The 19,613-nt window shown below is 70.7% G+C and carries 17 protein-coding genes and 1 pseudogene; 8 read left to right on the top strand and 10 right to left on the bottom strand.

Going from position 1 to position 19,613, the window contains the following annotated elements:
* Both D7X96_RS17455 and D7X96_RS17450 read left to right on the top strand, forming a co-directional pair.
* Nucleotides 1-674: pseudogene (locus D7X96_RS17455) on the top strand (hypothetical protein); the annotation flags it as partial.
* Between the two features lie 8 nt (nucleotides 675-682).
* The gene (locus D7X96_RS17450; protein WP_120547893.1) at nucleotides 683-1,207 is read left to right on the top strand and encodes a tetratricopeptide repeat protein; all 525 of its coding nucleotides are present in this window, start codon (nucleotides 683-685) and stop codon (nucleotides 1,205-1,207) included.
* A 145-nt stretch (nucleotides 1,208-1,352) separates the two neighbouring features.
* Here the strand turns inward: D7X96_RS17450 and D7X96_RS17445 are convergent, their stop codons facing one another.
* From D7X96_RS17445 to D7X96_RS17430, 4 genes are all read right to left on the bottom strand, one after another.
* Nucleotides 1,353-2,549: a M48 family metalloprotease gene (locus tag D7X96_RS17445; RefSeq protein WP_121770241.1), complete on the bottom strand. Its 1,197-nt coding sequence runs from the start codon at nucleotides 2,547-2,549 to the stop codon at nucleotides 1,353-1,355.
* Nucleotides 2,550-2,567: 18 nt separating this feature from the next.
* Complete coding sequence (locus D7X96_RS17440; RefSeq protein ID WP_121770240.1) at nucleotides 2,568-3,752, bottom strand: tetratricopeptide repeat protein; 1,185 nt, start codon at nucleotides 3,750-3,752, stop codon at nucleotides 2,568-2,570.
* A gap of 139 nt (nucleotides 3,753-3,891) precedes the next feature.
* A complete protein-coding gene (locus D7X96_RS17435; protein ID WP_120547896.1) occupies nucleotides 3,892-5,004 on the bottom strand; it encodes an ArsA family ATPase in 1,113 nt (370 codons plus the stop codon).
* Complete coding sequence (locus D7X96_RS17430) at nucleotides 5,001-5,921, bottom strand: ArsA family ATPase (RefSeq protein ID WP_120547897.1); 921 nt, start codon at nucleotides 5,919-5,921, stop codon at nucleotides 5,001-5,003. The genes D7X96_RS17435 and D7X96_RS17430 overlap by 4 nt, the downstream gene beginning before the upstream one ends.
* 195 nt (nucleotides 5,922-6,116) lie before the next feature.
* Here D7X96_RS17430 and D7X96_RS17425 point away from each other — a divergent pair, with 195 nt between their 5' ends.
* Both D7X96_RS17425 and D7X96_RS17420 read left to right on the top strand, forming a co-directional pair.
* Nucleotides 6,117-6,428 (top strand): hypothetical protein, encoded by a 312-nt coding sequence (locus D7X96_RS17425; RefSeq protein ID WP_120547898.1) that lies wholly within the window; start codon nucleotides 6,117-6,119, stop codon nucleotides 6,426-6,428.
* Between the two features lie 59 nt (nucleotides 6,429-6,487).
* A complete protein-coding gene (locus D7X96_RS17420) occupies nucleotides 6,488-7,294 on the top strand; it encodes a ParA family protein (protein ID WP_121723801.1) in 807 nt (268 codons plus the stop codon).
* A 54-nt stretch (nucleotides 7,295-7,348) separates the two neighbouring features.
* Here the strand turns inward: D7X96_RS17420 and D7X96_RS17415 are convergent, their stop codons facing one another.
* Nucleotides 7,349-8,029, bottom strand: a complete 681-nt coding sequence (locus D7X96_RS17415) for a polyhydroxyalkanoate synthesis regulator DNA-binding domain-containing protein (protein WP_120547900.1) — start codon at nucleotides 8,027-8,029, stop codon at nucleotides 7,349-7,351.
* 168 nt (nucleotides 8,030-8,197) lie between these two features.
* Here D7X96_RS17415 and D7X96_RS17410 point away from each other — a divergent pair, with 168 nt between their 5' ends.
* Both D7X96_RS17410 and D7X96_RS17405 read left to right on the top strand, forming a co-directional pair.
* Nucleotides 8,198-10,315: a zinc-ribbon domain-containing protein gene (locus tag D7X96_RS17410; RefSeq protein ID WP_121770239.1), complete on the top strand. Its 2,118-nt coding sequence runs from the start codon at nucleotides 8,198-8,200 to the stop codon at nucleotides 10,313-10,315.
* A 7-nt stretch (nucleotides 10,316-10,322) separates the two neighbouring features.
* Complete coding sequence (locus tag D7X96_RS17405) at nucleotides 10,323-11,114, top strand: hypothetical protein (RefSeq protein WP_120547902.1); 792 nt, start codon at nucleotides 10,323-10,325, stop codon at nucleotides 11,112-11,114.
* Here the strand turns inward: D7X96_RS17405 and D7X96_RS17400 are convergent.
* Nucleotides 11,111-11,332, bottom strand: a complete 222-nt coding sequence (locus D7X96_RS17400; protein ID WP_120547903.1) for a twin-arginine translocase TatA/TatE family subunit — start codon at nucleotides 11,330-11,332, stop codon at nucleotides 11,111-11,113. The two genes, D7X96_RS17405 and D7X96_RS17400, sit on opposite strands and share 4 nt — an antisense overlap.
* Before the next feature lie 75 nt (nucleotides 11,333-11,407).
* On the opposite strand from D7X96_RS17400, the gene D7X96_RS17395 reads away from it, so the two are divergent.
* Nucleotides 11,408-12,124, top strand: coding sequence for a glycerophosphodiester phosphodiesterase (locus D7X96_RS17395; protein ID WP_121770238.1), 717 nt, complete (start codon nucleotides 11,408-11,410; stop codon nucleotides 12,122-12,124).
* On the opposite strand, the gene D7X96_RS17390 is transcribed toward D7X96_RS17395, so the two are convergent.
* The 3 genes from D7X96_RS17390 to D7X96_RS17380 form a co-directional block, all read right to left on the bottom strand.
* Nucleotides 12,125-13,033 (bottom strand): hypothetical protein, encoded by a 909-nt coding sequence (locus tag D7X96_RS17390; protein WP_120547905.1) that lies wholly within the window; start codon nucleotides 13,031-13,033, stop codon nucleotides 12,125-12,127.
* Between the two features lie 175 nt (nucleotides 13,034-13,208).
* Nucleotides 13,209-16,454 (bottom strand): MXAN_5808 family serine peptidase, encoded by a 3,246-nt coding sequence (locus tag D7X96_RS17385; RefSeq protein WP_121723806.1) that lies wholly within the window; start codon nucleotides 16,452-16,454, stop codon nucleotides 13,209-13,211.
* Nucleotides 16,455-16,671: 217 nt separating this feature from the next.
* Complete coding sequence (locus D7X96_RS17380) at nucleotides 16,672-17,475, bottom strand: EI24 domain-containing protein (protein WP_120547907.1); 804 nt, start codon at nucleotides 17,473-17,475, stop codon at nucleotides 16,672-16,674.
* Between the two features lie 59 nt (nucleotides 17,476-17,534).
* On the opposite strand from D7X96_RS17380, the gene D7X96_RS17375 reads away from it, so the two are divergent.
* Complete coding sequence (locus tag D7X96_RS17375) at nucleotides 17,535-18,884, top strand: glutamate--cysteine ligase (protein ID WP_121770237.1); 1,350 nt, start codon at nucleotides 17,535-17,537, stop codon at nucleotides 18,882-18,884.
* A 51-nt stretch (nucleotides 18,885-18,935) separates the two neighbouring features.
* Here D7X96_RS17375 and D7X96_RS17370 read toward each other — a convergent pair whose 3' ends face one another.
* On the bottom strand, nucleotides 18,936-19,559 hold the full coding sequence (locus D7X96_RS17370) for an outer membrane protein (RefSeq protein ID WP_120547909.1): 624 nt from the start codon (nucleotides 19,557-19,559) through the stop codon (nucleotides 18,936-18,938).
* Between the last annotated feature and the right edge of the window lie 54 nt (nucleotides 19,560-19,613).

The following is a 19,613-nucleotide window of genomic DNA, read 5'->3' as shown; positions in this document are numbered from 1 at the left end:
CGGACGGGCATTGCAGCGGCGGCACGGGGGCGGCGGATCCGAACCTCCAGGCCTACGCGGACGCGCTCCACGTGCTGGATGACAACTGGGACACCTTCGACGCGATGGGGGGCGTGAAGGACGGCAAGCTGTCGCTGGCGAGCCTGGAGGCGATGCTGGACAACCCGGCGGCCTCTCCCACGCTCAAGCGCGCCGCGCAGTTCTTCAAGGACCACCCCGAGTACTGGAACCGCCTGGAGATGGCGGAGAGCGGCCGGGACGGCGTCGCCGGCTGGCAGGACCTGGAAGCGGAGCTGGACGCGGTGGCGAAGCCTTCGACGGGCGGTGGCCGGAGCACGGGCGGCTCGCGGGCGCGGGACATCGTGGACAACCCGAACATGAGCATCGAGCAGAAGGTGCAGGCCCTGCTCATGGGCATCACCGAGGACACCGACTCGGAGCTGCTGGACGTGATGAACGAGATGGCCAGCGCCCGCGAGGAGCGCGCCACGCTGGGCTCCAGCGACTCCGACAAGGCGCGCGGCGCGAAGCTGGATACGAGCATGCAGGAGCTGGAGCTGCGGCTTCAGACGCTGATGGAGAAGCGCAAGGCGATGTTCGACCTGATGAGCAACATGTCCTCGAAGTTCAACGAGATGGCGAAGACGGCCATCTCCAACCTGCGCAGCGCGTGAGGGCCGCCATGGGACGCATCATCAAGCACGAGGGCGGCGAGGGACCGACGATGGAGACCGGAACGGCGCGCAGGCTCAAGGCGTTCGCGCGGGGGGAGACGACCTGGGCGGAGGTGGAGGGGATGACCTTCGAGGAGGCGAAGGCCATCGCGCAGGTGGGCTGCGACCTGGCGGCGGCGGGCCGGCTGGAGGAGGCGCGCATCCTCTTCGAGGGGCTGGTGGAGGGGAACCCCAAGGACTCCGCGGCGCACGCGGCGCTGGGCACGGTGTACCAGAAGCTGGGCAGGGTGGAGGACGCGCTCACCGAGTACACGCACGCGCTGACGGGAGACCCGCGCAACCCCGTGGCGCTGACGGGCCGGGGCGAGCTGCACCTGCGCCGGGGTGAGCGGCAGGGCTTCACGGACATCGCCAACGCGGTGGAGGTGGATCCGCACGGCGAGACGTCCGCGGGGCGCCGCGCCAGGGCCCTGGTGAAGGCCATCACCCTGGTGGCGGTGGAGAAGCTGAAGGAGGGCGCTCCGCCCACGTGACGGGTTGAAGGAAGAGACGCTTCAAGACGGATGTGCCACCGGACAGTTGGGGAGCGGTCCGGGGGCGGCTGGCCGGAGGGTGGGCCTGGATGGCGAGGGGGAGTGGAGTGGAGGCCCATCCACCGGCGGCTTCTTGAACGGCGGCTCAGGGCGCGTCGAGCGCTGCGAGCCGTTCCCCGATGGGGGGATGGCTCATGCCCTTGAGGACGACCCAGCGGGGGGGCTCGGGGTCCATCTTGTTCACCCGGGCGGCCTTCACCAGCATGCGGCGGAAGGCGGCGGGGTCGCCGGTGAGCGTCAACCCGTAGCGGTCCGCCTCGCGCTCGCGCTGGCGGGAGAGCGCCCCGGACACGGGGGCCGCGAGGGTTATCAGCAGGAACACCACCAGCGAGACGAGCGGCAGGGTGCGGATGTCGCCCGCGCGCTGGACGCCCCACCAGCCCCGCCGGGCGGAGAGGCGCAGCAACTGGTCGATGAGGAAGAGCAGGGCCAGCACCGCGAGCGAGGAGGCGATGCGCCCGGGCCAGCGGGGCTCGTTCACGTGGCCCGCCTCATGCGCCACCGCGGCCAGGATTTCATCCTCCGCGAGCTCACCCAGGATGACGTCGTTGAGGACGATGGTGCGCGTGGGGCCCTGGCCGGCGAAGTACGCCTGGATGCGCTTGGACATCACGGACGTCTTCTCCACCAGCACGTCGGAGAAGGTGATGTCCGCCTTCCGCATCAGCGCGGTGATGCGCGAGCGCAGCGGCCCCTCCGGCAGGGGCGTCTGGTCGAAGTAGAGGCGGGCGCGGTACGGGTCCAGCGCGGCGGACACCAGCATCAGCAGGGCCACGGGCACGCCCAGCACCAGCCACCAGCGGCGCACCCGGCGGGCCAGGCCGTACAGGCCGACCACGAGCGCCGTCAGGGCGATGGCGCCCACGAGGCTGCCCTTGAACCACGTCCACGCGAAGGTGGCGGGCGTGTCGTTGGACATGCCGTGCCGGTGCTCCAGCACGTAGTAGAAGTACACGTTGGCGGGCGCGTAGAGCAGCTGGGTGGCCAGGTCGATGAAGAGCGCGAAGAGGATGGCGGTGCCCCAGCCGGGCTCGCCCCACAGCCGGTCCATGGCGCTGAAGAAGGCGCGGCTCACCGGCGCCTTGCGTAAGCCGGCCCCGAACCTGCGCTCCAGCGCCGCCGCCGCGGCCTCCGCCCCCCGGTACACCGGCCGCAGGAGCACGGAGAGGATGAGCGCCGACAGGGCCAGCCGCACCAGCGGGTCCACCGCGGCCCGGATGTAATAGGGCTGATGGTAGGCGTGGATGTCGGCGAGCTGCTCCGGGGTGAAGAGCGGTTCCATGGCCTGGAGGCGCCAGCGTCAGCGGTGCTTCGCGCCCGCGTTGGAGGCGGGCATGGGCACGGAGACCTCGTCCGACGCCGTGTCGGCGTCCGCGTCCGCGAGCAGGAGCGACTTCACCTTCTCCAGGCTCTGGCGGGTGCGGTCCACGAAGGCGTTCTGCGAGCCGATGCGCTCGGCGGCCTCCAGGGTGCGCTCGTAGATGTTGATGGACTTGGTGAGCAGCACGCGGATCTTCTTGCGCAGCTCCTGGCGGTAGACCTCCGCCTCCTCGGCGTTGAGCTCCGGGGGCGTGGGCGAGTTCACCATGTGCTCGTGGAGGTTTTCGTACAGGGCGCCAATCTGCGCGCCCGCGGCGGTGGCCCAGTAGCCGTTGCCCACGCGGATGGCGCGCAGGTAGTGGCCCTGCGCGGACAACAGCAGCTCCGCCTTGTAGTTGAGGTCCTGCGCCAGCCCGTCGCTGCCCCGGCTGGCCTCCAGCTTCACGGCCTCGTAGTGCAGCCGGTAGATTTCGCCGACGAAGAAGTGCGCCTGCGCGGGGAAGTAGTCCTCCACCTCCGCCTTGTCCGGCAGGGCGTCATACGCGGCCAGCGCCTTGCGCAGCGTGGCTTCCGCGTCGTCGGTGCGGCCGGCCTCCACCTGGCAGATGCCCTGCTGCACCTGGGCCTCGATGCGCCGGCCCGCGGGCAGGTCCGCGCGCGCGGCCAGCGTCGTCAGCAGCTTCACCGCCTCCTCGTAGCGCTCCAGGTGGTAGAGCGTCTCCGCCACGCGGAAGGACGCCTCCAGCGCGTCGCCCTGGCCCTTCTCCGGCTCCGCCAGGTCGGAGAAGCGCCCGTAGGCGTCGTCCCACTCCTTGAGGCGCTGGTGCGCGAGGCCCGCGTTGTAGAGGGCCTCCCGGCGGTGCGGGCTGTTGGGGTGGAAGTCCGCGAGCCGGCCGAGGTAGCGCGCCGCCTGCTTGAAGTCGTTGGCGGCGAAGGCGGAGGTGCCGCCGGCGAAGAGCTCCTCGTCGTTGAGCTTGTCCAGCTCCAGGTCCGCCGTCACCGTGACGGGGTCGAACTCCACGACCTGCTTGTTCGCCGTGCCGTCCGGCTTCGTCGCCGCGCCCGTGGTGCGGCAGCCCGTGAGCACCAGGCCCAGGCCCAACACGCCTGCCCACAGCCACCGCCGGGTGACTCCGGCCGACTCCATCCGCTTCCTGCCGTGCATGCAGCTCACTCCCATCCGGTACGGCCCCGGACATCGACACCCCGGAGACCCGCCAGGTTCCCGGAGTGCTCTTTCCGGGACCGCCAGTCTAATGCGGGATGGCCCCGGGTGCCCTGTCACGCACCGTGGGGGAGGGCGCTCAGGCGAGGACGTCGTCGCCCAGGAGGTAACGGCCGGTGCCCCACAGCGCCACCAGGTCGTGCACGTCCAGCCCGAAGCGCGGCACCTGGATGAGGGGCGTGCCCGGACAGGCCGCGCGCAGCTGCGCCATGCCCTCCAGGTCCTGTTGCGCCAGCACCTGGAGCTCGCGCAGCGTCTCCTCCACCTTCGCGCGCCGGGTGGGCGTCAGCGTGGCCGCGTCCTCCCACTGCGCCTGCGTGGGCAGCGGGTGCACGCGGTTCACCACGATGGCCGTCATCTCCATGCGGTTCTGCGCGAGCAGCTTGTGGAAGTGGATGGCCTCGTCCAGCCGCTCCGGGTTGGGGCTCGTCACCAGCACGAACCCCGTCGTCTTGTCCTCCAGGAGCTCCCGCACGCCGCGGGCGCGCTCGCGGAAGCCCTCGTTCATGGAGGAGAGCGTCAGCATGAAGGAGGACAGCTCCTGGAGCATCTCCGTGCCGGTGAAGCGCGACAGCGCGCGCGTCACATAGCTGCCGCCCAGGTTGAAGAGGGACAGGCCCACCTTGCCCGCCTTGAGCGCGGGCGTGAGCAGCCACTTGGCCGCTTCGTTGTCCAGGAAGTCCAGCACCCGGTTGGGCGCGTCCAGGAAGTCCAGCGCGTGCGCGGTGGGCGGCGTGTCCAGCACCACCAGCTGGTAGTCGCTGCGCCGCCGCAGGTCCCAGACCTTCTCCATGGCGATGTATTCCTGGCTGCCGGCCAGGGCCGTGGAGAGGGACTGGTAGAAGCGGTTGGCGAAGATCTTCTCGCGCTGCTCCGGCGGGGCCACGCGGGTGATGAGGTCGTCCCAGGTGGCCTTCATGTCCAGCATCATCGCGTGCAGGGCCGCCTTGGGCTTCACGCCCAGGGGCTCCAGCGCGGACGCGGGGACTTCCGCCTCCGTGTTGCCCAGGCCGGACAGGCCCAGGGAGTTGGCCAGGCGCTTCGCCGGGTCGATGGTGCACACGATGCTGGGGCGTCCCTCCACCGCCGCGCGCAGCGCGAGCGTCGCCGCCACCGTCGTCTTGCCCACGCCGCCAGAGCCCACGCAGATGAGCACGCGCTTGTTCGCGAGCGCCGCTTGCAGCGCCGTCATGCTCCCGTGCCTCCGGTCACCATCGCGTTCAGGTGCCCCATCACCGTCTCCACCGCGTCCCGTCCGAAGCGCGGCACGAACAACCTGGGCACCGTGTACACCGGCGCGTGGAGGTTGCGCTCCAGCTTCGTTCCCGCGAGCACCGCCTGCGACGCGCGGTCATGGTGTGCCTGCGCCACGCGCTTGAGCTCCGGGTGGCCCGCCAGCGCCTCCAGGTCGGCTTCCGTGAAGCGCTCCGGGAAGGCCTGGTTGAGCACCGCCGCGTGCGTGCGGATGTGCACCCGGTCCCTCAGCGCGCTGTGCAGCTCCAGCGCCTCGTTCACCGGCATCTCCTCCGGCAGCGCCACCAGCACCGCGGCGGTGACGGAGGGGTCCACCAGGAGGTCGCGCATCTTCAGCGCCTCGCGCGTCATGGGCCCCGGCGGAATCGTCTGCAGGAGCACCTGCGGCACGCTCAGGAAGGAGATGGCGTGGCCGGTGGCGGGCGCGTCCAGCACCAGCGTGTCGTACTTCCAGCGGCCGTCCGGCAGCTTCTCCTGGAGGTGGAAGAGGATCTTCCCCAGCAGCACCAGCTCCTGGAGGGACGGGATGAAGCGCAGGAAGTAGCGCACCAGCCGGTTCTCGAAGACCGTCTTGTAGAGGGTCTCGAAGCGCAGGACCATCAGGCCGTACTCGCGCATGGCCTCCTGGGGGCGCACGTCCACCGCCCAGAGGTTCTCCTCCAGCAGCTTCACCTCCGGGCCCGCTTCGGGCAGCTCCAGGATGCGGCTGACGCGCTCCTGCGTGTTCACTTCACACACCAGGGTGCGCCGGCCGGCGCGCACCGAGGCCAGGGCCAGGGCGGCGGCGATGGTCGTCTTCCCCACGCCCCCCTTGCCAGAGACGATCCACAGGCGTTTGTCGAGCAGTCCGGCCATAAGAGGGCGCGCGAACCGTAGGGATGGGTTCCCGGAGAGTCAACGAGAGTCCACGAGCGGAAACCCCCATTGTTCCCCTGCTTGACACGTCGCGTTGGCCCCTCCCAGAGTGCGGCGTCCTCTTCCTGACGTCCCGCCTGTCCCGAGGGCCAAGGTGCCTTTGCCGGGGGGCCGGACCTGAACGGTTCCAAGACCATGCTCAAGAACAACCCGGTGATGAAGAAGCTCGTGGAGACGGGCGAGGAGCGCGTGGGCAAGCTCGCGCAGCAGCTGCTCTCCAACGAGAAGTTCGTGGCGGCGGTGCAGACGCTGGTGTCCCGCTCGCTCGCGGCGAAGGGGACGCTGGACGCGGCGCTGCGCACGGCGCTGTCCGCCATGAACCTGCCGTCCACCGCGGACCTGGAGCAGCTGCGCTCCAAGGTGGACGACCTGGAGAGGCTGCTCTCGTCCGTCGAAAGCAAGGTGGACACGCTGGTGTCGAGCGCGTCCTCCAAGAAGAAGGGGTAGGGCGCGTCTTTCGCTTCCGTCTTTCGCTTCCGTCTTTCGCTTTCCTTGAGGAGGGAGCCATGCGGCGCATCGCGTTCATCAACGAGAAGGGCGGCACCTGCAAGACGACGCTCGCGGTGAACACCGCCGCGTGGCTCGCGCTGGAGCAGCGCCGCCGCGTGCTGCTGGTGGACCTGGACACGCAGGGCCACGCGGGCAAGTCCCTGGGCGTGGACGTGCGCACGCTGCCCCGGAACGTCTTCCACCTGCTCACCGACGCGGAGGTGTCCCTGTCCTCCGTGGTGCGACAGACGGGCGTGAGCGGGCTGGACGTGGTGCCCGCGTACAAGGAGATGGCGGAGTTCCCGGTGGTGGTGGCGCAGGACCCGCGCCGCGCGCACCGGCTGGCGGACCGCATGCGGGAGGCGGAGGCCGCGGGCTACGACCTGGTGCTGTTCGACGCGCCTCCGTCCATGGGGCTCACCACGCGCAACATCCTGGTGGCGGCGTCAGAGGTGGTGGTGCCGGTGGCGCTGACGTACCTGGCGCTGGACGGGTGCGCGGAGCTGGCGGAGACGGTGCGCCAGGTGGGCGAGGCGGAGGGGCGCCCGGATTTGCGCGTCACCAAGGTGGTGCCCACGCTGTACCGCAAGACGGCGCTGGCCACGGCCATCCTGGAGCGCCTGCGCGCGTACTTCCCCGACGCGCTCGCCGCCACGCCGCTGGGCTACAGCGTCAAGGTGGACGAGGCGCAGAGCCACGGGAAGACCATCTGGGAGTACGCACCCCAGAGCCCGGGGGCGCGGATGCTCGCGGCCATCGCGGCGGAGATCGACGGCGGGGCCCCTGCCGCGAAGCGGAAGCGGGCCCGGTCGAAGGTGGCCTGAAGCGCCAGGCGCCCGCTTCCTCACGGGCGCCGCGACGTCCAGGCCTGGGGGACTTCAGGACGCGCTGGTGTCCTTCTTGTCGCCCTTCTCCACGGCGTCGAGCTTCTTCTCCAGCTCCTCCAGCCGCTGCATGAGGGCCTGCATGTCGCGGCCCAGCGCGGGGAGGTTGCCGGTGAGGTTCTCCACGACCTGCTTCACGCGCTCGTCGATGCGGCGCTGGAAGTCCTCGAAGGCGCGCTGGCTGGCCTTGAGGAGCTCCGCCGGGTTGAGGCCCGCGGCGTTGCCCTCGGCCTGCGGCGCGGGCGTGGTGGTGGCGGCGGCTTCCGGAGCGGCGGCCTCCTGCGGGCTGCCGTCCTCGCGGCGCAGCAGCTTGTCCAGCCGCTGCTCGGCCTCCTCGCGGATGGAGGCGACGCGCGGCGAGACCTCCTTCTGGATGAACCCGGAGATGGACTCGCCGGGGTGGCGGATGATCTCCCGCAGCACCGACAGCGGCATCTGGTTCTTCTTCTTCTCCTCCTCGAAGATGATCTGCGCGAGGGTGACGGAGGTCAGGTCTTCCTTCGTGCGGTTGTCGACAATCCGCACCTCGGTGCCCTCCTTGATCATCGCGGCGATTTCATCGAGCGTGACGTACCGGCTCTCCACGGTGTCGTAGAGTTTCCGGTTCGTGTAGCGCTTGATGATCTTCGGCTCCTTGGAGTTGCTGGGAGCGTTTGCTTGCTCGGCCTCGCTCATGTCTGTCGTCTCCGACCCCGGCTGCGCCTTGGCATTTACTGGTTTACTTCTCGATTTCCAAAGGGGCGAACCTCGTATCAAAGGGGTTGGAAGCGAGCAAGTTACCCGGGTCCGACTCGCCGCCGTTGACGGGTGGGCCTATGCTTCGAGTCCCCCCGACCCGACCCCATGATCGTCCAGTGCGAACAGTGCCAGACGCGGTTCAAGATCCCCGACGAGAAGGTGACGGAAAAAGGGGTCAAGGTCCGCTGCACCAAATGCCAGAACACCTTTCGGGTCGCGCGTGAGCCCGCGCCGGCCCTGAGCGCCCCTCCGCCCGCTGGCCCTCCGGCCGGGCAGCCGGACCCGTTCCATGCGTTCGGAGAGGCCCCGGAGCCCACCGGAGAGGTCACCCGGCCCGGCCCCGCGTACTACGCGCCCGGCGCTCCCGCGGTGAAGTCCCAGGTCAACGCCTGGGGTGACGTGGACTTGGACATCGACGTGGATGCCTCGCCGGGCGCCGGCGCGCCGATGATGCCGTTCGACCCGCCCACGCCGTCCCCGGGCGTCGCGTCCCGGCGGCCCACGGCTCCGCTGGCGTCCCCCACGAACCTGGCGGGTCTGGACCTGGAGGATCCGTTCGCGGACTTCATGGCGGACGCCCCCGCACCGGGCGCTCCCGTGGCGGCTCCCCGGCCTGCCGTGGCGCCGCCTGCTCCGCCGGCTCCCCGTCCGGCGCCGCCGGGGGCCTTCGCGCCTCCCGCCGCCCGGGCCGCTCCTCCCGGGGCGTTCGCGGCGGGGCCCGGTGGCGCGCCCCGTCCGGCCGCCGTGGCTCCGGAGGCCGCAGTGGCGTCCAGGGGACCCGTTCCTCCCGGAGCGGTGGCTCCTCCGGCGCCTGGGGCCTTTCCGGCACGTGCTGCCATGCCTCCCGCCGCTCCGCCTGGAAGCGCGGGCCCGGCTCCGGTGCGTGCCGCCATGCCTCCCGCTCCGGCCGCTCCCTCGAGCGCGGCCCCGGCGCGTGCGGCCATGCCCCCGGCTCCTGCCACTCCGCCTGGAGGCGCGGCTCCGGGTCGTGCCGCCATGCCCGGGGCTCCCGGCGCCGCGCCGGGTATGGGCGCGGCTCCGGCGCGCACGGCTCCTCCTCCGGGACCTCGTGCCCCCGTGGCCTCACCGGGCCTTTCCGCCGCTGGTTCGACGGACCTCGCTCCGGATCCGCTCTTCGACTTCCCCATCGACGCGCCCGCGGCTCCGGACGCGGCGTCCCTTCGCCATGCCGCGAACGTCGCCGCGGCCCCCGCGCCGGGCGGTGCCTCTGCGGTGGGGCCGGTGACGCCCGCGCCGGGCTTCGCGTCCGAGGATCCGTTCGCCTCCATCGACATGGCCGCCGCTCCGCCCCAGGACCTGGCCGGTCCGCCCCCGGAGGACCTGGGGGCCGCCGCCGAGCCCATGGGCGACCTGTTCGACTTCTCCGGCGCGGGGGCTTCCGGCGAGGAGGGGATGACCGCCTCGGACACCGGCCGCGCCGCGCTCCTGGGCGACGTGACCGCGGAAGCAGGCGCCGAGGATGCCGGCGGCATCTCGCTGCTGAGCGACGTGCCGGCGTACGACGACGGCGATCCGTTCAAGATCACCACGCCCCGCCGCGAGGTGGTGGACCTGGCCCCTCTGCGCTCCGGGCCGGCCGTCACCGTGGCCAAGCCCTCCGCCCGCATCGAGGACGTGGGCATGCCCCAGCGCCGGCTGCCCGGCCGCGCGCGGAAGTTGACGGGGCTGGTCCTCAACCTCGCCATCGCCACCGTGCTGGTGGTGGCCCTGGGCGCGCTCGGCGCCGTGTACCTGCGCGAGGGCAGGGTGGACCCGTCCACGCTGTCCCCGGACCGCCTGCGCACGCTGGTGCTGCCCGCGTCCCGCCCGTTCGTCGCGAGCGACGTGTCCAACGGCCTCTACGAGACGCGCGATGGCCGCATGCTCTTCGTCGTGCGCGGCGAGGCGGAGAACCGCACCGGCGCCGCCGCGGCCGTGCGCGTGCGCGCCGCCCTGTTCGACGGCGACCAGCGGGTGCGCTCCACGGAAGGGCTCGCGGGCGCGCTGGCCACGCCGGAGGAGTTGCACGCCGTCACCACGCGCGAGGCCGCCACCGCGCTCCGCCAGCGCATGGACGCGGCGTCCCTGCCGGTGCCGCCGGGCGGCAAGGTGCCCTTCCTGGTGATGTTCCAGGAGTTCCCCGCGGACCTGAGCGGCTTCCGGCTGGAGGTGACGCTGGAGCCCGTTCCCTCCGAACCCACCGCGGACCGCACGGGAGGCTGAAGCCGCCATGCCGACGCTGGACGAGGCCCGGGTGCTCGCGCGCCACCTGCACGCCCTGGGCGGAGGCGCCACCGTGCGCCGCAAGGCCGCCGCGCGCGAATTGGCCCGCCGCGAGCCGTTCGACACGAACGAGCTCATTGGCCACCTGCTGACGCTGTCCCGCGCCGGACAGGCCCCCGCCACCTGCGTGCTGTCGGACTTCCTGGCCGCGCTGGATCAGGAGGCCGAGCACATCCCCCACGTGGAGGCGCTCCGGCGCATGGCCCACGTGCAGTCGCTGGAGGCGGTGGCGGACCTGTTCGCCCAGGGCCCCGCGCGCAAGGAGCTGGACGCGGACGCCGCCGCCCGCGCGGACGCGCAGGCCGCCAGCCAGTCGCTGGGCCACCTGAAGCAGCAGGCCCGCCTCACGCGCGACCCGGACGTGCTGTCGCGCCTGGCCACCGTCAGCAACCCGGCCGTGCTGCGCAACGTGCTGATCAACCCGCGCCTCACCGAGGACCTGGTGGTGCGCATCGCCGCTCGCAGGCCCGCGCGTCCGGAGCCGCTGGTGGAAATCTGGAAGTCGCCGCGCTGGTCCGTGCGCCACAAGGTGCGCCGCGCGCTGGCCTTCAACCCGTACCTGCCGCCGGAGGTGGGCGCGAAGCTGGTGCCGCTGCTCACCACCGCGGACCTGCGCGAGCTGGTGGACGACGCGGGGCTCCTGCCCGCGCTGAGGCAACAGGCCGCGCGGCTGCTGCTCGCGCCAGCGCCCGGAAGCCCGCCCGGACCGCTGGTGCTCCCGACCGGGGAGGAGTTCTAGGAGCGGTGGTCCTTGGAGCCTTCGGTGAAGTCCGCGTCGGTGCTGCCCCGGCGCGAGTGGGGCAGGTGCTTCACGTCCACCAGGTCCTCACCCTTTGAGGCCTTGCGGAACGAGTAGACGAACTTGCCCACCGCGTTGCCCAACTGCCCCATCCGGGCGGCCGAGAAGACCACCAGCAGGATGAAGCCGAGGATGATGAACTCGCCGAGGCCCAGCATGCGTTCGACACTGCAATAAACCCACCCGCGAGGCAAGTCGCGCCCGCGCCGGTTCCAGCGCACACTGTCGCGCCCATGCTCCTGCTCGCTCACCGTGGTGCCAGCGCCGACGCCCCCGAGAACACCCTGGAGGCCTTCGCGGAGGCCGTGCGCCAGGGCGCTGACGGCGTGGAGCTGGACGCCATGGTGTGCGGCTCCGGAGAGGTCGTCGTCTGCCACGACGAGCGCCTGGACCGCCTGGCGGGGCAGCCCTGGGAGGTGCGCACCACGCCCTGGTGGAAGCTCTCCCGCGCGGACGTGGGCTCGCCCCTGGGCTTCGCTCCGGCGCGCATCCCGCTGCTGGCGGAGGTGCTGGACGCGCTGCCTGCGCACTTCCTGGTCAACATCGAGCTGAAGTGCGACCGCTTCGACGACGGCGGCCTGGCGGCGGGCGTGGCGCGGCTGGTGCGCGAGCGGCAGCTGGCGGGCCGCGTGGTGGTGTCCAGCTTCAACCCGCTGTGCCTCTTCCGCCTGGCGGCGGTGGCGCCCACGCTGCGCCGGGGCTTCCTCATCGACCCGGACAAGCCCTGGGCGCTGCAGGCGTACGCGCTGAGCCCGCTGGTGTCGTCGCACTCGGTGCACCCCTTCCACGAGGCGTGCACGCAGGAGCGCGTGGCCGCGTGGCGGGAGGCGGGCCTGAGCGTGGCGGCGTGGACGGTGGACGACCCCCGGCGCGCCCGCGAGCTGCGCGAGGTGGGGGTGTCCTACCTCATCACCAACCGCCCGGGCCTCGTGCGCGAGGCCCTGCGCTGACTAGAAGTCCAGGCCCAGCGTGGTGTTGAAGGCGAAGACGGAGGGCAGGTCGCGGTTGCCGGCGCCCTCCTGGTCGAAGCTGCCCAGGTTGGTGAGCGAAATCTCCGCGCCCAGCTGCAGCACGCCGCCAATGAAGCGCGCGCCCGCGTAGAAGCGCGGGGTGAGGTTGTCGCCCGCGTTCACGCGCGAGTACGGCGCGGCGTTGGTCAGCGCGTCGCGTGAGTCGTTGCCCTGCGAGTCCGCCACGGTGCGGCTGGGGTCGAAGTCCAGCGTGCGCGTGGTGGCGCTGACGAAGTTCAGGTCCAGGCCGCCGTAGGGCGTCAGCGTCACCATGCCGCCCAGCGGGAACTGCTTGCCCACGCCGATGTCCAGGCCCGTGGTCGTCAGGTCCAGGTTGTGCGCGCCGAAGAGCTTCGTCACGTGCAGGCGCAGGCCCACGTCCGGCAGGTACGTGAAGCCCTCGTTGACGGCCCACTTCAGCTCGCCCGTGGCCGTCACCATGCTGCTCTTCTCAATCCAGCCCACGCGCCCGCCCAGCTCCAGCGAGAAGGGCAGGCCCTTGCGCACGTGCAGCGACGGCACCAGCACGGAGCCCGGCTGCTCCGCTTCCGTGGGCAGCTGCACGTCCTCCGGCAGCGACACCACGGACAACTCCGCGTTGAACGCGAAGCCCGAGTGGCCCGTGGTGCGCGGCGGCATCAGGTTCGCGGACGTCATCACCGCGCCGAACGTGCGCGCGAAGGCGCGGAAGTCCGCGCTGGCTTCGGCGAACTGCGTGTCGCTGATGACCGACGAGGAGCCACGGCGCTCGACGCCGAAGCGGGAAATCTTCAGGTCGTTGTCGTCCGCATGGGCCGCGGCCCCGGACAGCGCCGTCGCGAGCACCAGCCACCGACTGAACGTCCGCATGGGGGAATCACGCCTCCGGGACGCATGCCGGCCAAGCGGGCGCCCACCTGTCGCGGACCCTAAACCCGCCCTCGGTGAAGCGTCAACAAAACGGGCGGCCCTCCTCCAGGAAACGCCTGGAAGCGAGCCGCCCGTGGGTCAGGCGCTCCGGGGAGGGCCCCGGGGTTTCATTTCACTACTGGCGCGGCTTCACCGGCGTGGTGGCCGCGGCGGCGGGCGTCGTCACCTTCTGGGCCACCTCCGCCGGGCGGCGGCGGATGACCAGGGTGCGGCGGCTGGCGAACTCGCTGCTCTCACGGGCCACCACCAGCACGTTGTTGTTGCCCTCCTTGAGTGCGAAGTCGGAGGTGAACTTCAGCGTGTTGGGCTCACCGCCCTTGGGGTCCACGGCCTTGAAGTAGACCTTCTGGTCGTTGACCAGCACGTAGACGTCCAACAGGCCGTTGGGGTCCTTCACCGCGCCGGAGAGGGTGAACTTGTCGCCGTTCACCACCACGCCGCCGTGGGACGGGTCCACGTCCAGCTTGATCTCCGGAGGCTGGTGCGTCGTCGTGTACGCCACCGTCTTGGGCGCCGCGGCCTTGCCGGTCTTCACTTCCTTCGCGTCCTGGGTGCGGACGAAGGCGAAGCGGTCCTTCTCCAGCGCGACCTTGTAGAAGCCCTTGGTGGTGGCCTCCAGGGCCAGCGTGGCGCCCTGCGGCAGCTTTGCCACCGGCCGCGCGTCCGCGGTGGGGGCGGCGAACAGCTCCGCCTTGTCGTTGAGCTTCACCAGGCCCTTCTTCGCCTCCAGCGGGGCCACGGGGCCGTCCTTCACCGGCAGCTGGAGTTTCTCCAGGACGAACTCCTCCAGGGGCTCATCCAGGATGGCCAGCTTCAGCGGGAAGGTGTCGCCCTTGAAGCCCTTCTTCAGGGACACCTGGAAGCGCGCCGTCTTCGTCTCACCGGGCTTGATCTCCCCCAGTTTGAAGCGGCCCTTCTCGATGAAGATGTTCGCGTCGCCGCCGTTCTTGATCTGCGCGAACGAGTCCAGCGCCGGGCCCACGCCCGTGTTGGTGACGTCCATCACCACCGTGACGTCCTCGCCGCGCTGCACGACGCCGTCGCCGTTGCAGTCCGCGCAGTCATCCACCACCTGCCAGTTGAAGGCGAAGGTGGGGCGGGGCAGCTCCACGAAGGACAGCTCGGAGACGAGCGTGTCGCGCAGGGCGCCGTTGTCGTCGAACAGCTTCACCTTCACGTCGTCGCGGCGGCTGGTGAGGTCCTTGGGCAGGCGCACCTGCACCTTCCAGGACTTCTTCTCACCCGGGGCCAGCGCGCCGAAGAGGAACTCGCGGCGGTCGAGGAACGCGTTGTCGCTCTCCGTCCAGCCACGCACGCGCTTGAGCGGCTCGGTGCCCTTGTTCTCCACGTTGATGACCATGTCCAGCTGCTCGCCGGCCACAATCTTCGTGTCCGCGCCCGGGGAGAAGCTGGCGTCCAGCTGCACGTTCTTCGGCGTGGGGCCGGGGCTCCAGTCCAGGCCCAGCGCGGCGATGGCGCCGTTGATGCGCTGCTCCTCCTCGCTGCGCTTCTGCTCCACGAAGGCCTTGCCCTTGGCGAGCTGCTCGGCGCGCTTCACGGCCGGGACCTTCAGGACGAAGTCGCGGGCGAACTGGACCTCGAAGTCCTCCTTGATCTCCTCCTGGGACTCCGCGTCCAGCTGGTCGTCCAGGTCCTCGCCCTGGCCGGCCACGTCCACGTCCAGCAGCGGATCATTCTGGCCGTGCTCCTTCTTGGCGTCCTTGCCCGGCTTGGCGGCGACCTTCTCCTTGGGCTCTTCCTTCTTGGCGGCGGCCTGGGCGGCCTTCTCGTCCACCTTCAGGTACTTGAGGCTGGTGCCCGGCTTCTCGCGGTCCAGCACCTCCTCGCGCTTCTTGGCGATGGTGGCGGACTCCGGGTTGCCGAAGTGCTGATCCAGGTCCGCCTCGCCCATGGACTTGCGCGGCGCGAACACGTCCACCCGGTCCGCGGTGACGCGCGTGGGCACCAGCTGGATGTCCGGAACGATGCCCACTTCCTGGATGGAGATGTCACCCGGGGTGAGGTACTTCGCGATGGTCAGCTTGAGCGCGCTGTCGTCCGGGAAGTCGTAGAGCACCTGCACGCTGCCCTTGCCGAACGTCTGGCGCCCGATGATGACCGCGCGGTCCAGGTTCTTGAGCGCGCCCGCCACGATTTCAGAGGCGGAGGCGCTGCCCGCGTTCACCAGCACCGCGATGGGGTAGTTCTCCTCGCCGTCGGAGGGACGCGCGCGCTTCTCCTCGCGCAGCTTGTCGCTGAAGCCCACCGTCGCGACGATGGTGCCCTTGGACAGGAACGTGTCCGACACCTGGATGGCCTGCTCCAGGAGGCCGCCCGGGTTGCCGCGCAGGTCGAGCACCAGGCCCTTGAAGCCGCCCTTGGCCTCCGCCTGCTTGCGGATGTCCGCCAGCGCCGCCTCCAGGTCGCGCGTGGTGTTGCCCTGGAAGTTCTTCAGGCGCACGTAGCCCACGCCGCCCGCGAGCAGCTTGTGCTGCACGGACTCAATCGAAATCATGGCGCGCGCCACCGTCATGTTGCGCGGCTTGTCCCAGCCGTCGCGCTCCACGGTGATGGTGATGCGGCTGTCCACCGGGCCGCGCAGCTTGGACACGGCCTCGTTGAGGTCCATGTTGACGGTGGACTCCTCACCAATCTTCTTGATGCGGTCGTCCTTCTGGATGCCGGCGCGCGCCGCGGGCGTCTTGGGCAGCACCTTCACCACGGTGAGGTTGCCCTCCTTCATCTGGATGACGAAGCCCAGGCCGCCGAACTCACCCTTGGTGGACAGCTTCATCTCCCGGTACAGCTCCGGGCGCAGCAGCACCGAGTGGGGGTCCAGCGTGGAGAGCATGCCGTTGACGGCGGCGTACTCGATGTCGCGCGTCTCCTCGATGGGACGCATGTTCTTGGACAGGAAGTCGAACACGTCCTTCAGCGCGAAGGACATCTTCCACAGGGAGTCCACGTGGGAGATGTCGAACTCCTTCTGCTTGCCGTTGACGTTGACGTTGAGCTTGCCCGTCTCCGGGTTGCCGTCCACGAGCACGTCCGGAACGCTCTTCTCCACGTACTCCAGGGAGGCGATCATCATCTCCTTGGGCTTCACCCGCTTGGGGTCGACGTAGTTCTCCTTCACGTAGAGGATGACCTTCGTGAGGACGCGGAGACTGTTGAGGTCGTGAGGGGCCTTCTCACCCTTGCCTCCGGAGGACGGCAGCGCGCCGTCCCAGGAGTCCTGCCCCGCCTCCGCCGCTCCCACGGTGAGCGGGAGGGGGGCGCGGTCACTGCCTGCGAATGCCCAGGCCCCACACAGAACGGCGACGGCGGTGATGCGGCGGAAGATACGCGGCATGCGGTTCATCCCAGCTGGGGCACGAGAGGCGCCCCGGGTGATGCGTGAAAAGCCCTGTGAATCCGAACGGTTCGACGAGTGCCAAGGGACCTGGCAGCGGCCGGGCAAGCCTAATCACGGCTTCCTGGTGCTTCAAGGCGTGGCCTTGTCACTAGCGACCGAGAACGTCTGCCGCAGGCAATGCGTTCCCGAGCGGCCTGCATGTACGGACAGCCAGCCTCACCCTTTATTTCGCGGCTGCGTCTGGCGGTGGGGGCAGGTCCCCGGTCTCCCGCAGGGCCCGGTAGAGGAGGGTGCCCCCGACGATGGCCAGGGGGAGGAAGAAGGTGTTGAGGATGGGAACCCACAGGAGCAGGTAGACGCCCGCGCCGAAGCCCAGGCAGAGGGCCCGGCGCTCGCGCACCATGCGGCGCACCTGGGCGAAGGGGTACAGGTGGCGCGTCATGGGCGTGGCCAGGTGCTCCGCCGCCATCCAGAGCATGGTCCACACGCTGGCCAGCACGGTGAACGCCACGCTGCCCAGGCCCGGGATGAGGTTCAAAGGCAGGAGCACGGCCAGCCCCAGGAGGAGCAGCGCCATCCGGGCGAGCGTGTGCAACAGCCCTGTCGTCATGCCCCGCAGGAAGGAGGCGGGGGAGAGCACGGCGTCCGCTCCCGCACACTCGGCCTCGGTGGCCTCCGACAGCGGATCCTGCAGCGGCGTCAGCAGGAGGGGCGGCACCACGTTGGCGCCCACCACCCAGGCGACGAGCGAGCCCAGCACCAGCGCGAGGGTCCAGCCGGCCTGGCCGTACCAGGACTCGGGCCGGGCCCACACGGACTCCAGCAGGCCGGGGGCGTAGCGGTAGAGCAGCACGGCCAGCCCCACCAGGGTGATGGCGGTGAGGACCGCGCACAGGCTGGAGAGGAGGAGGAGGCGGCGCGAGCGGACGATGAGTCCGAAGGCCTTTCCGAGCACCCCCACGCCCTGGAGGAAATCCGACAGACGGGGCCGGGGAGACAGGGCAGGGACAGGGGATGCAGGAGGCATGGGGGCGGGGTGCTCAAATGAGGGCAAGGGAGGCGGGCCCCGTTATATAGGGCGCCCACATGTCCCTCGACCTCAAGCGCGTGGCCTCCGAGCCCCTCACTTCCGCCGCTCCCCTGGTGGAAGAGCTTCGCAAGGCGGAGAAGCCCCGGACCGAGCATCGGCTCGGGCTGGAGCACGAGAAGTTCATCTATCCGGTGGGGTCCGCCCAGCCCCCGGCCTACGAGGGACCGAACGGAATCGGAGCCCTGCTGGAGCGCATCGCCCCGGGCGGCTACGACCGCTTCCGGGAGACGCCCGAGTCGCCCGTCATCGCGCTGCAGCGTGGCATGGCGGCCATCTCCCTGGAGCCGGGCGGCCAGTTCGAGCTGTCCGGAAGCCCCTTCCGCACGGCGCGCGAGGCGCACCAGGAGAACCTGGCGCACCTGGAGGAGACGAAGGCGGCGGCGTCCAGCCTGGGCCTGCGGCTGGTGGCGCTGGGCTACCGGCCGGTGGGGACGCCAGGGCCTGGGGGCGTGGACATGCCCTGGATGCCCAAGACGCGCTACCAGGTGATGCGCCGCACGCTGCCGGAGCGGGGCCGGCTGGCGCTGAACATGATGCTGATGACGTCCACCGGGCAGGTGTCGCTGGACTGGGCGGATGAAGCGGACTGCGTGCGCAAGACGGTGACGGTGGCGCGCCTGACGCCGCTCCTGGTGGCGCTGTACGCCAACAGCCCGCTGTTGGAGGGCAAGCCCTCCGGCTACATGTCCTTCCGCAGCCGGGTCTGGGAAGAGGTGGACCCCACGCGCTGCGGCTACCTGCCGTCCTGGTTCGACGGCTCGTTCTCCTACAAGGCCTACGTGGACTGGGCGCTGGACGCGCCGCTCCTGTTCCTGCGCCGCGATGGCGAGTACCGCCACCCGAAGCTCACCTTCCGTCAGCTCATGAAGGAGGGCTACGAGGGCAAGCCGCCGGACATGGGGGACTGGACGGACCACCTGTCCACGCTCTTCCCCGAGGTGCGGCTCAAGAAGGTGCTGGAGGTGCGCGGCGCGGACTGTGCCAGCGCGGCCATGACGGGGGCCCTGGGCGCCCTGTGGCGCGGCATCCTCTACGACGCGCAGGCGCTGTCGGAGGCGGAGCTCTTGCTGCCGCGGCTCACCTTCACGGAGCACCTGGCGTTCCACGACACCGCGCGCCGCGAGGGCCTGGCCGGGAAGCTGGGGCCGCACGCGCTGCACCAGCTGGCCGCGGAGATGGTGTCCATCGCGAAGCGCGGGCTGCAGCGGTTGGATCCGGAAGACGCGCCGCTGCTGGCGCCGCTGGAGGCGGTGGCGGCTTCGGGCCGGTCCCCGGCGCAGGCGGTGCTGGATGCGTGGAGGGAAGATCCGCGTCCGGAAGTGCTGATGTCGCGCTTCGAGCTGTGAGGCGGTGACGCCGCGTCCGCGGTGGTGTGCCGCGGACGCGGAAAGAGGACGCTAGAAGCGGCCGCCCACGGTGAGGTTGCCGTTGAAGAGGCTGCCCTTCGCGTCATCGTTGGTGCCGGGGACCTCGAACAGCTCCTCGCCACCGACGAGTCGGTAGGTGGCGCGCACGCCCGCGGACAGGTGGCCCATGCGGTATTCGATGCCCGCGGCCAGGGGCATCTCCGTCTGCCAGTCATTGTTGTAGACGTCCTGCGAGCCCGAGGACGCGTGCAGGTAGCTCAGGCCCAGGCCCACGCCCACGAAGGGGTGCCACTTGTGGTCGACGACGGGGCCCAGCTTGCCCAGCAGCGTGCCGTTGTTGCGCCAGATGTGGTTGCCGCCGAGGACGCGGGCGTCATCGATGGGGATGCTCTGGCCCTCGTAGCCGGCCTCCACGCCGATGTACTTCCACGGCTGGGCGTTGGCGGTGATGTTGAACAGCGCGCCCACGCCCGTCTCATCGCCCAGGTCGCCGGTGAAGCCGCCCAGGCCCACGCCCACGTCCAGGCCGCCCATGGCGTCCTCTTCGCTGAAGCTGAGCTTGCGTGACACCTCGGTCGCGTCCACCGCGAAGGCCGGCCCCGCCACGCACGTGCCGGCCACCACCAGTCCTGCCACCATTGAAGTCCGTCTCATGACCAGGTTCCTCCCGCTTGAAGTGTGGGACCTGGAATGGAAGCTGGGACGGCG

It is taken from the genome of Corallococcus interemptor, assembly GCF_003668875.1.
Lineage (GTDB): Bacteria > Myxococcota > Myxococcia > Myxococcales > Myxococcaceae > Corallococcus > Corallococcus interemptor.
Note: the sequence above shows the minus strand (reverse complement) of the source record. Positions and strands in the feature narration are given on the sequence as shown.

Bases quoted from the DNA above. Each gene is read 5' to 3' on its own strand.
- D7X96_RS17440 (WP_121770240.1), bottom strand. From the start codon at position 3,752: ATGCACGGCAGGAAGCGGATGGAGTCGGCCGGAGTCACCCGGCGGTGG.
- D7X96_RS17450 (WP_120547893.1), top strand. From the start codon at position 683: ATGGGACGCATCATCAAGCACGAGGGCGGCGAGGGACCGACGATGGAG.
- D7X96_RS17415 (WP_120547900.1), bottom strand. From the start codon at position 8,029: ATGAGCGAGGCCGAGCAAGCAAACGCTCCCAGCAACTCCAAGGAGCCG.
- D7X96_RS17425 (WP_120547898.1), top strand. From the start codon at position 6,117: ATGCTCAAGAACAACCCGGTGATGAAGAAGCTCGTGGAGACGGGCGAG.
- D7X96_RS17385 (WP_121723806.1), bottom strand. From the start codon at position 16,454: ATGAACCGCATGCCGCGTATCTTCCGCCGCATCACCGCCGTCGCCGTT.
- D7X96_RS17375 (WP_121770237.1), top strand. From the start codon at position 17,535: ATGTCCCTCGACCTCAAGCGCGTGGCCTCCGAGCCCCTCACTTCCGCC.
- D7X96_RS17395 (WP_121770238.1), top strand. From the start codon at position 11,408: ATGCTCCTGCTCGCTCACCGTGGTGCCAGCGCCGACGCCCCCGAGAAC.
- D7X96_RS17430 (WP_120547897.1), bottom strand. From the start codon at position 5,921: ATGGCCGGACTGCTCGACAAACGCCTGTGGATCGTCTCTGGCAAGGGG.
- D7X96_RS17370 (WP_120547909.1), bottom strand. From the start codon at position 19,559: ATGAGACGGACTTCAATGGTGGCAGGACTGGTGGTGGCCGGCACGTGC.
- D7X96_RS17420 (WP_121723801.1), top strand. From the start codon at position 6,488: ATGCGGCGCATCGCGTTCATCAACGAGAAGGGCGGCACCTGCAAGACG.
- D7X96_RS17380 (WP_120547907.1), bottom strand. From the start codon at position 17,475: ATGCCTCCTGCATCCCCTGTCCCTGCCCTGTCTCCCCGGCCCCGTCTG.
- D7X96_RS17410 (WP_121770239.1), top strand. From the start codon at position 8,198: ATGATCGTCCAGTGCGAACAGTGCCAGACGCGGTTCAAGATCCCCGAC.
- D7X96_RS17405 (WP_120547902.1), top strand. From the start codon at position 10,323: ATGCCGACGCTGGACGAGGCCCGGGTGCTCGCGCGCCACCTGCACGCC.
- D7X96_RS17390 (WP_120547905.1), bottom strand. From the start codon at position 13,033: ATGCGGACGTTCAGTCGGTGGCTGGTGCTCGCGACGGCGCTGTCCGGG.
- D7X96_RS17435 (WP_120547896.1), bottom strand. From the start codon at position 5,004: ATGACGGCGCTGCAAGCGGCGCTCGCGAACAAGCGCGTGCTCATCTGC.
- D7X96_RS17445 (WP_121770241.1), bottom strand. From the start codon at position 2,549: ATGGAACCGCTCTTCACCCCGGAGCAGCTCGCCGACATCCACGCCTAC.
- D7X96_RS17400 (WP_120547903.1), bottom strand. From the start codon at position 11,332: ATGCTGGGCCTCGGCGAGTTCATCATCCTCGGCTTCATCCTGCTGGTG.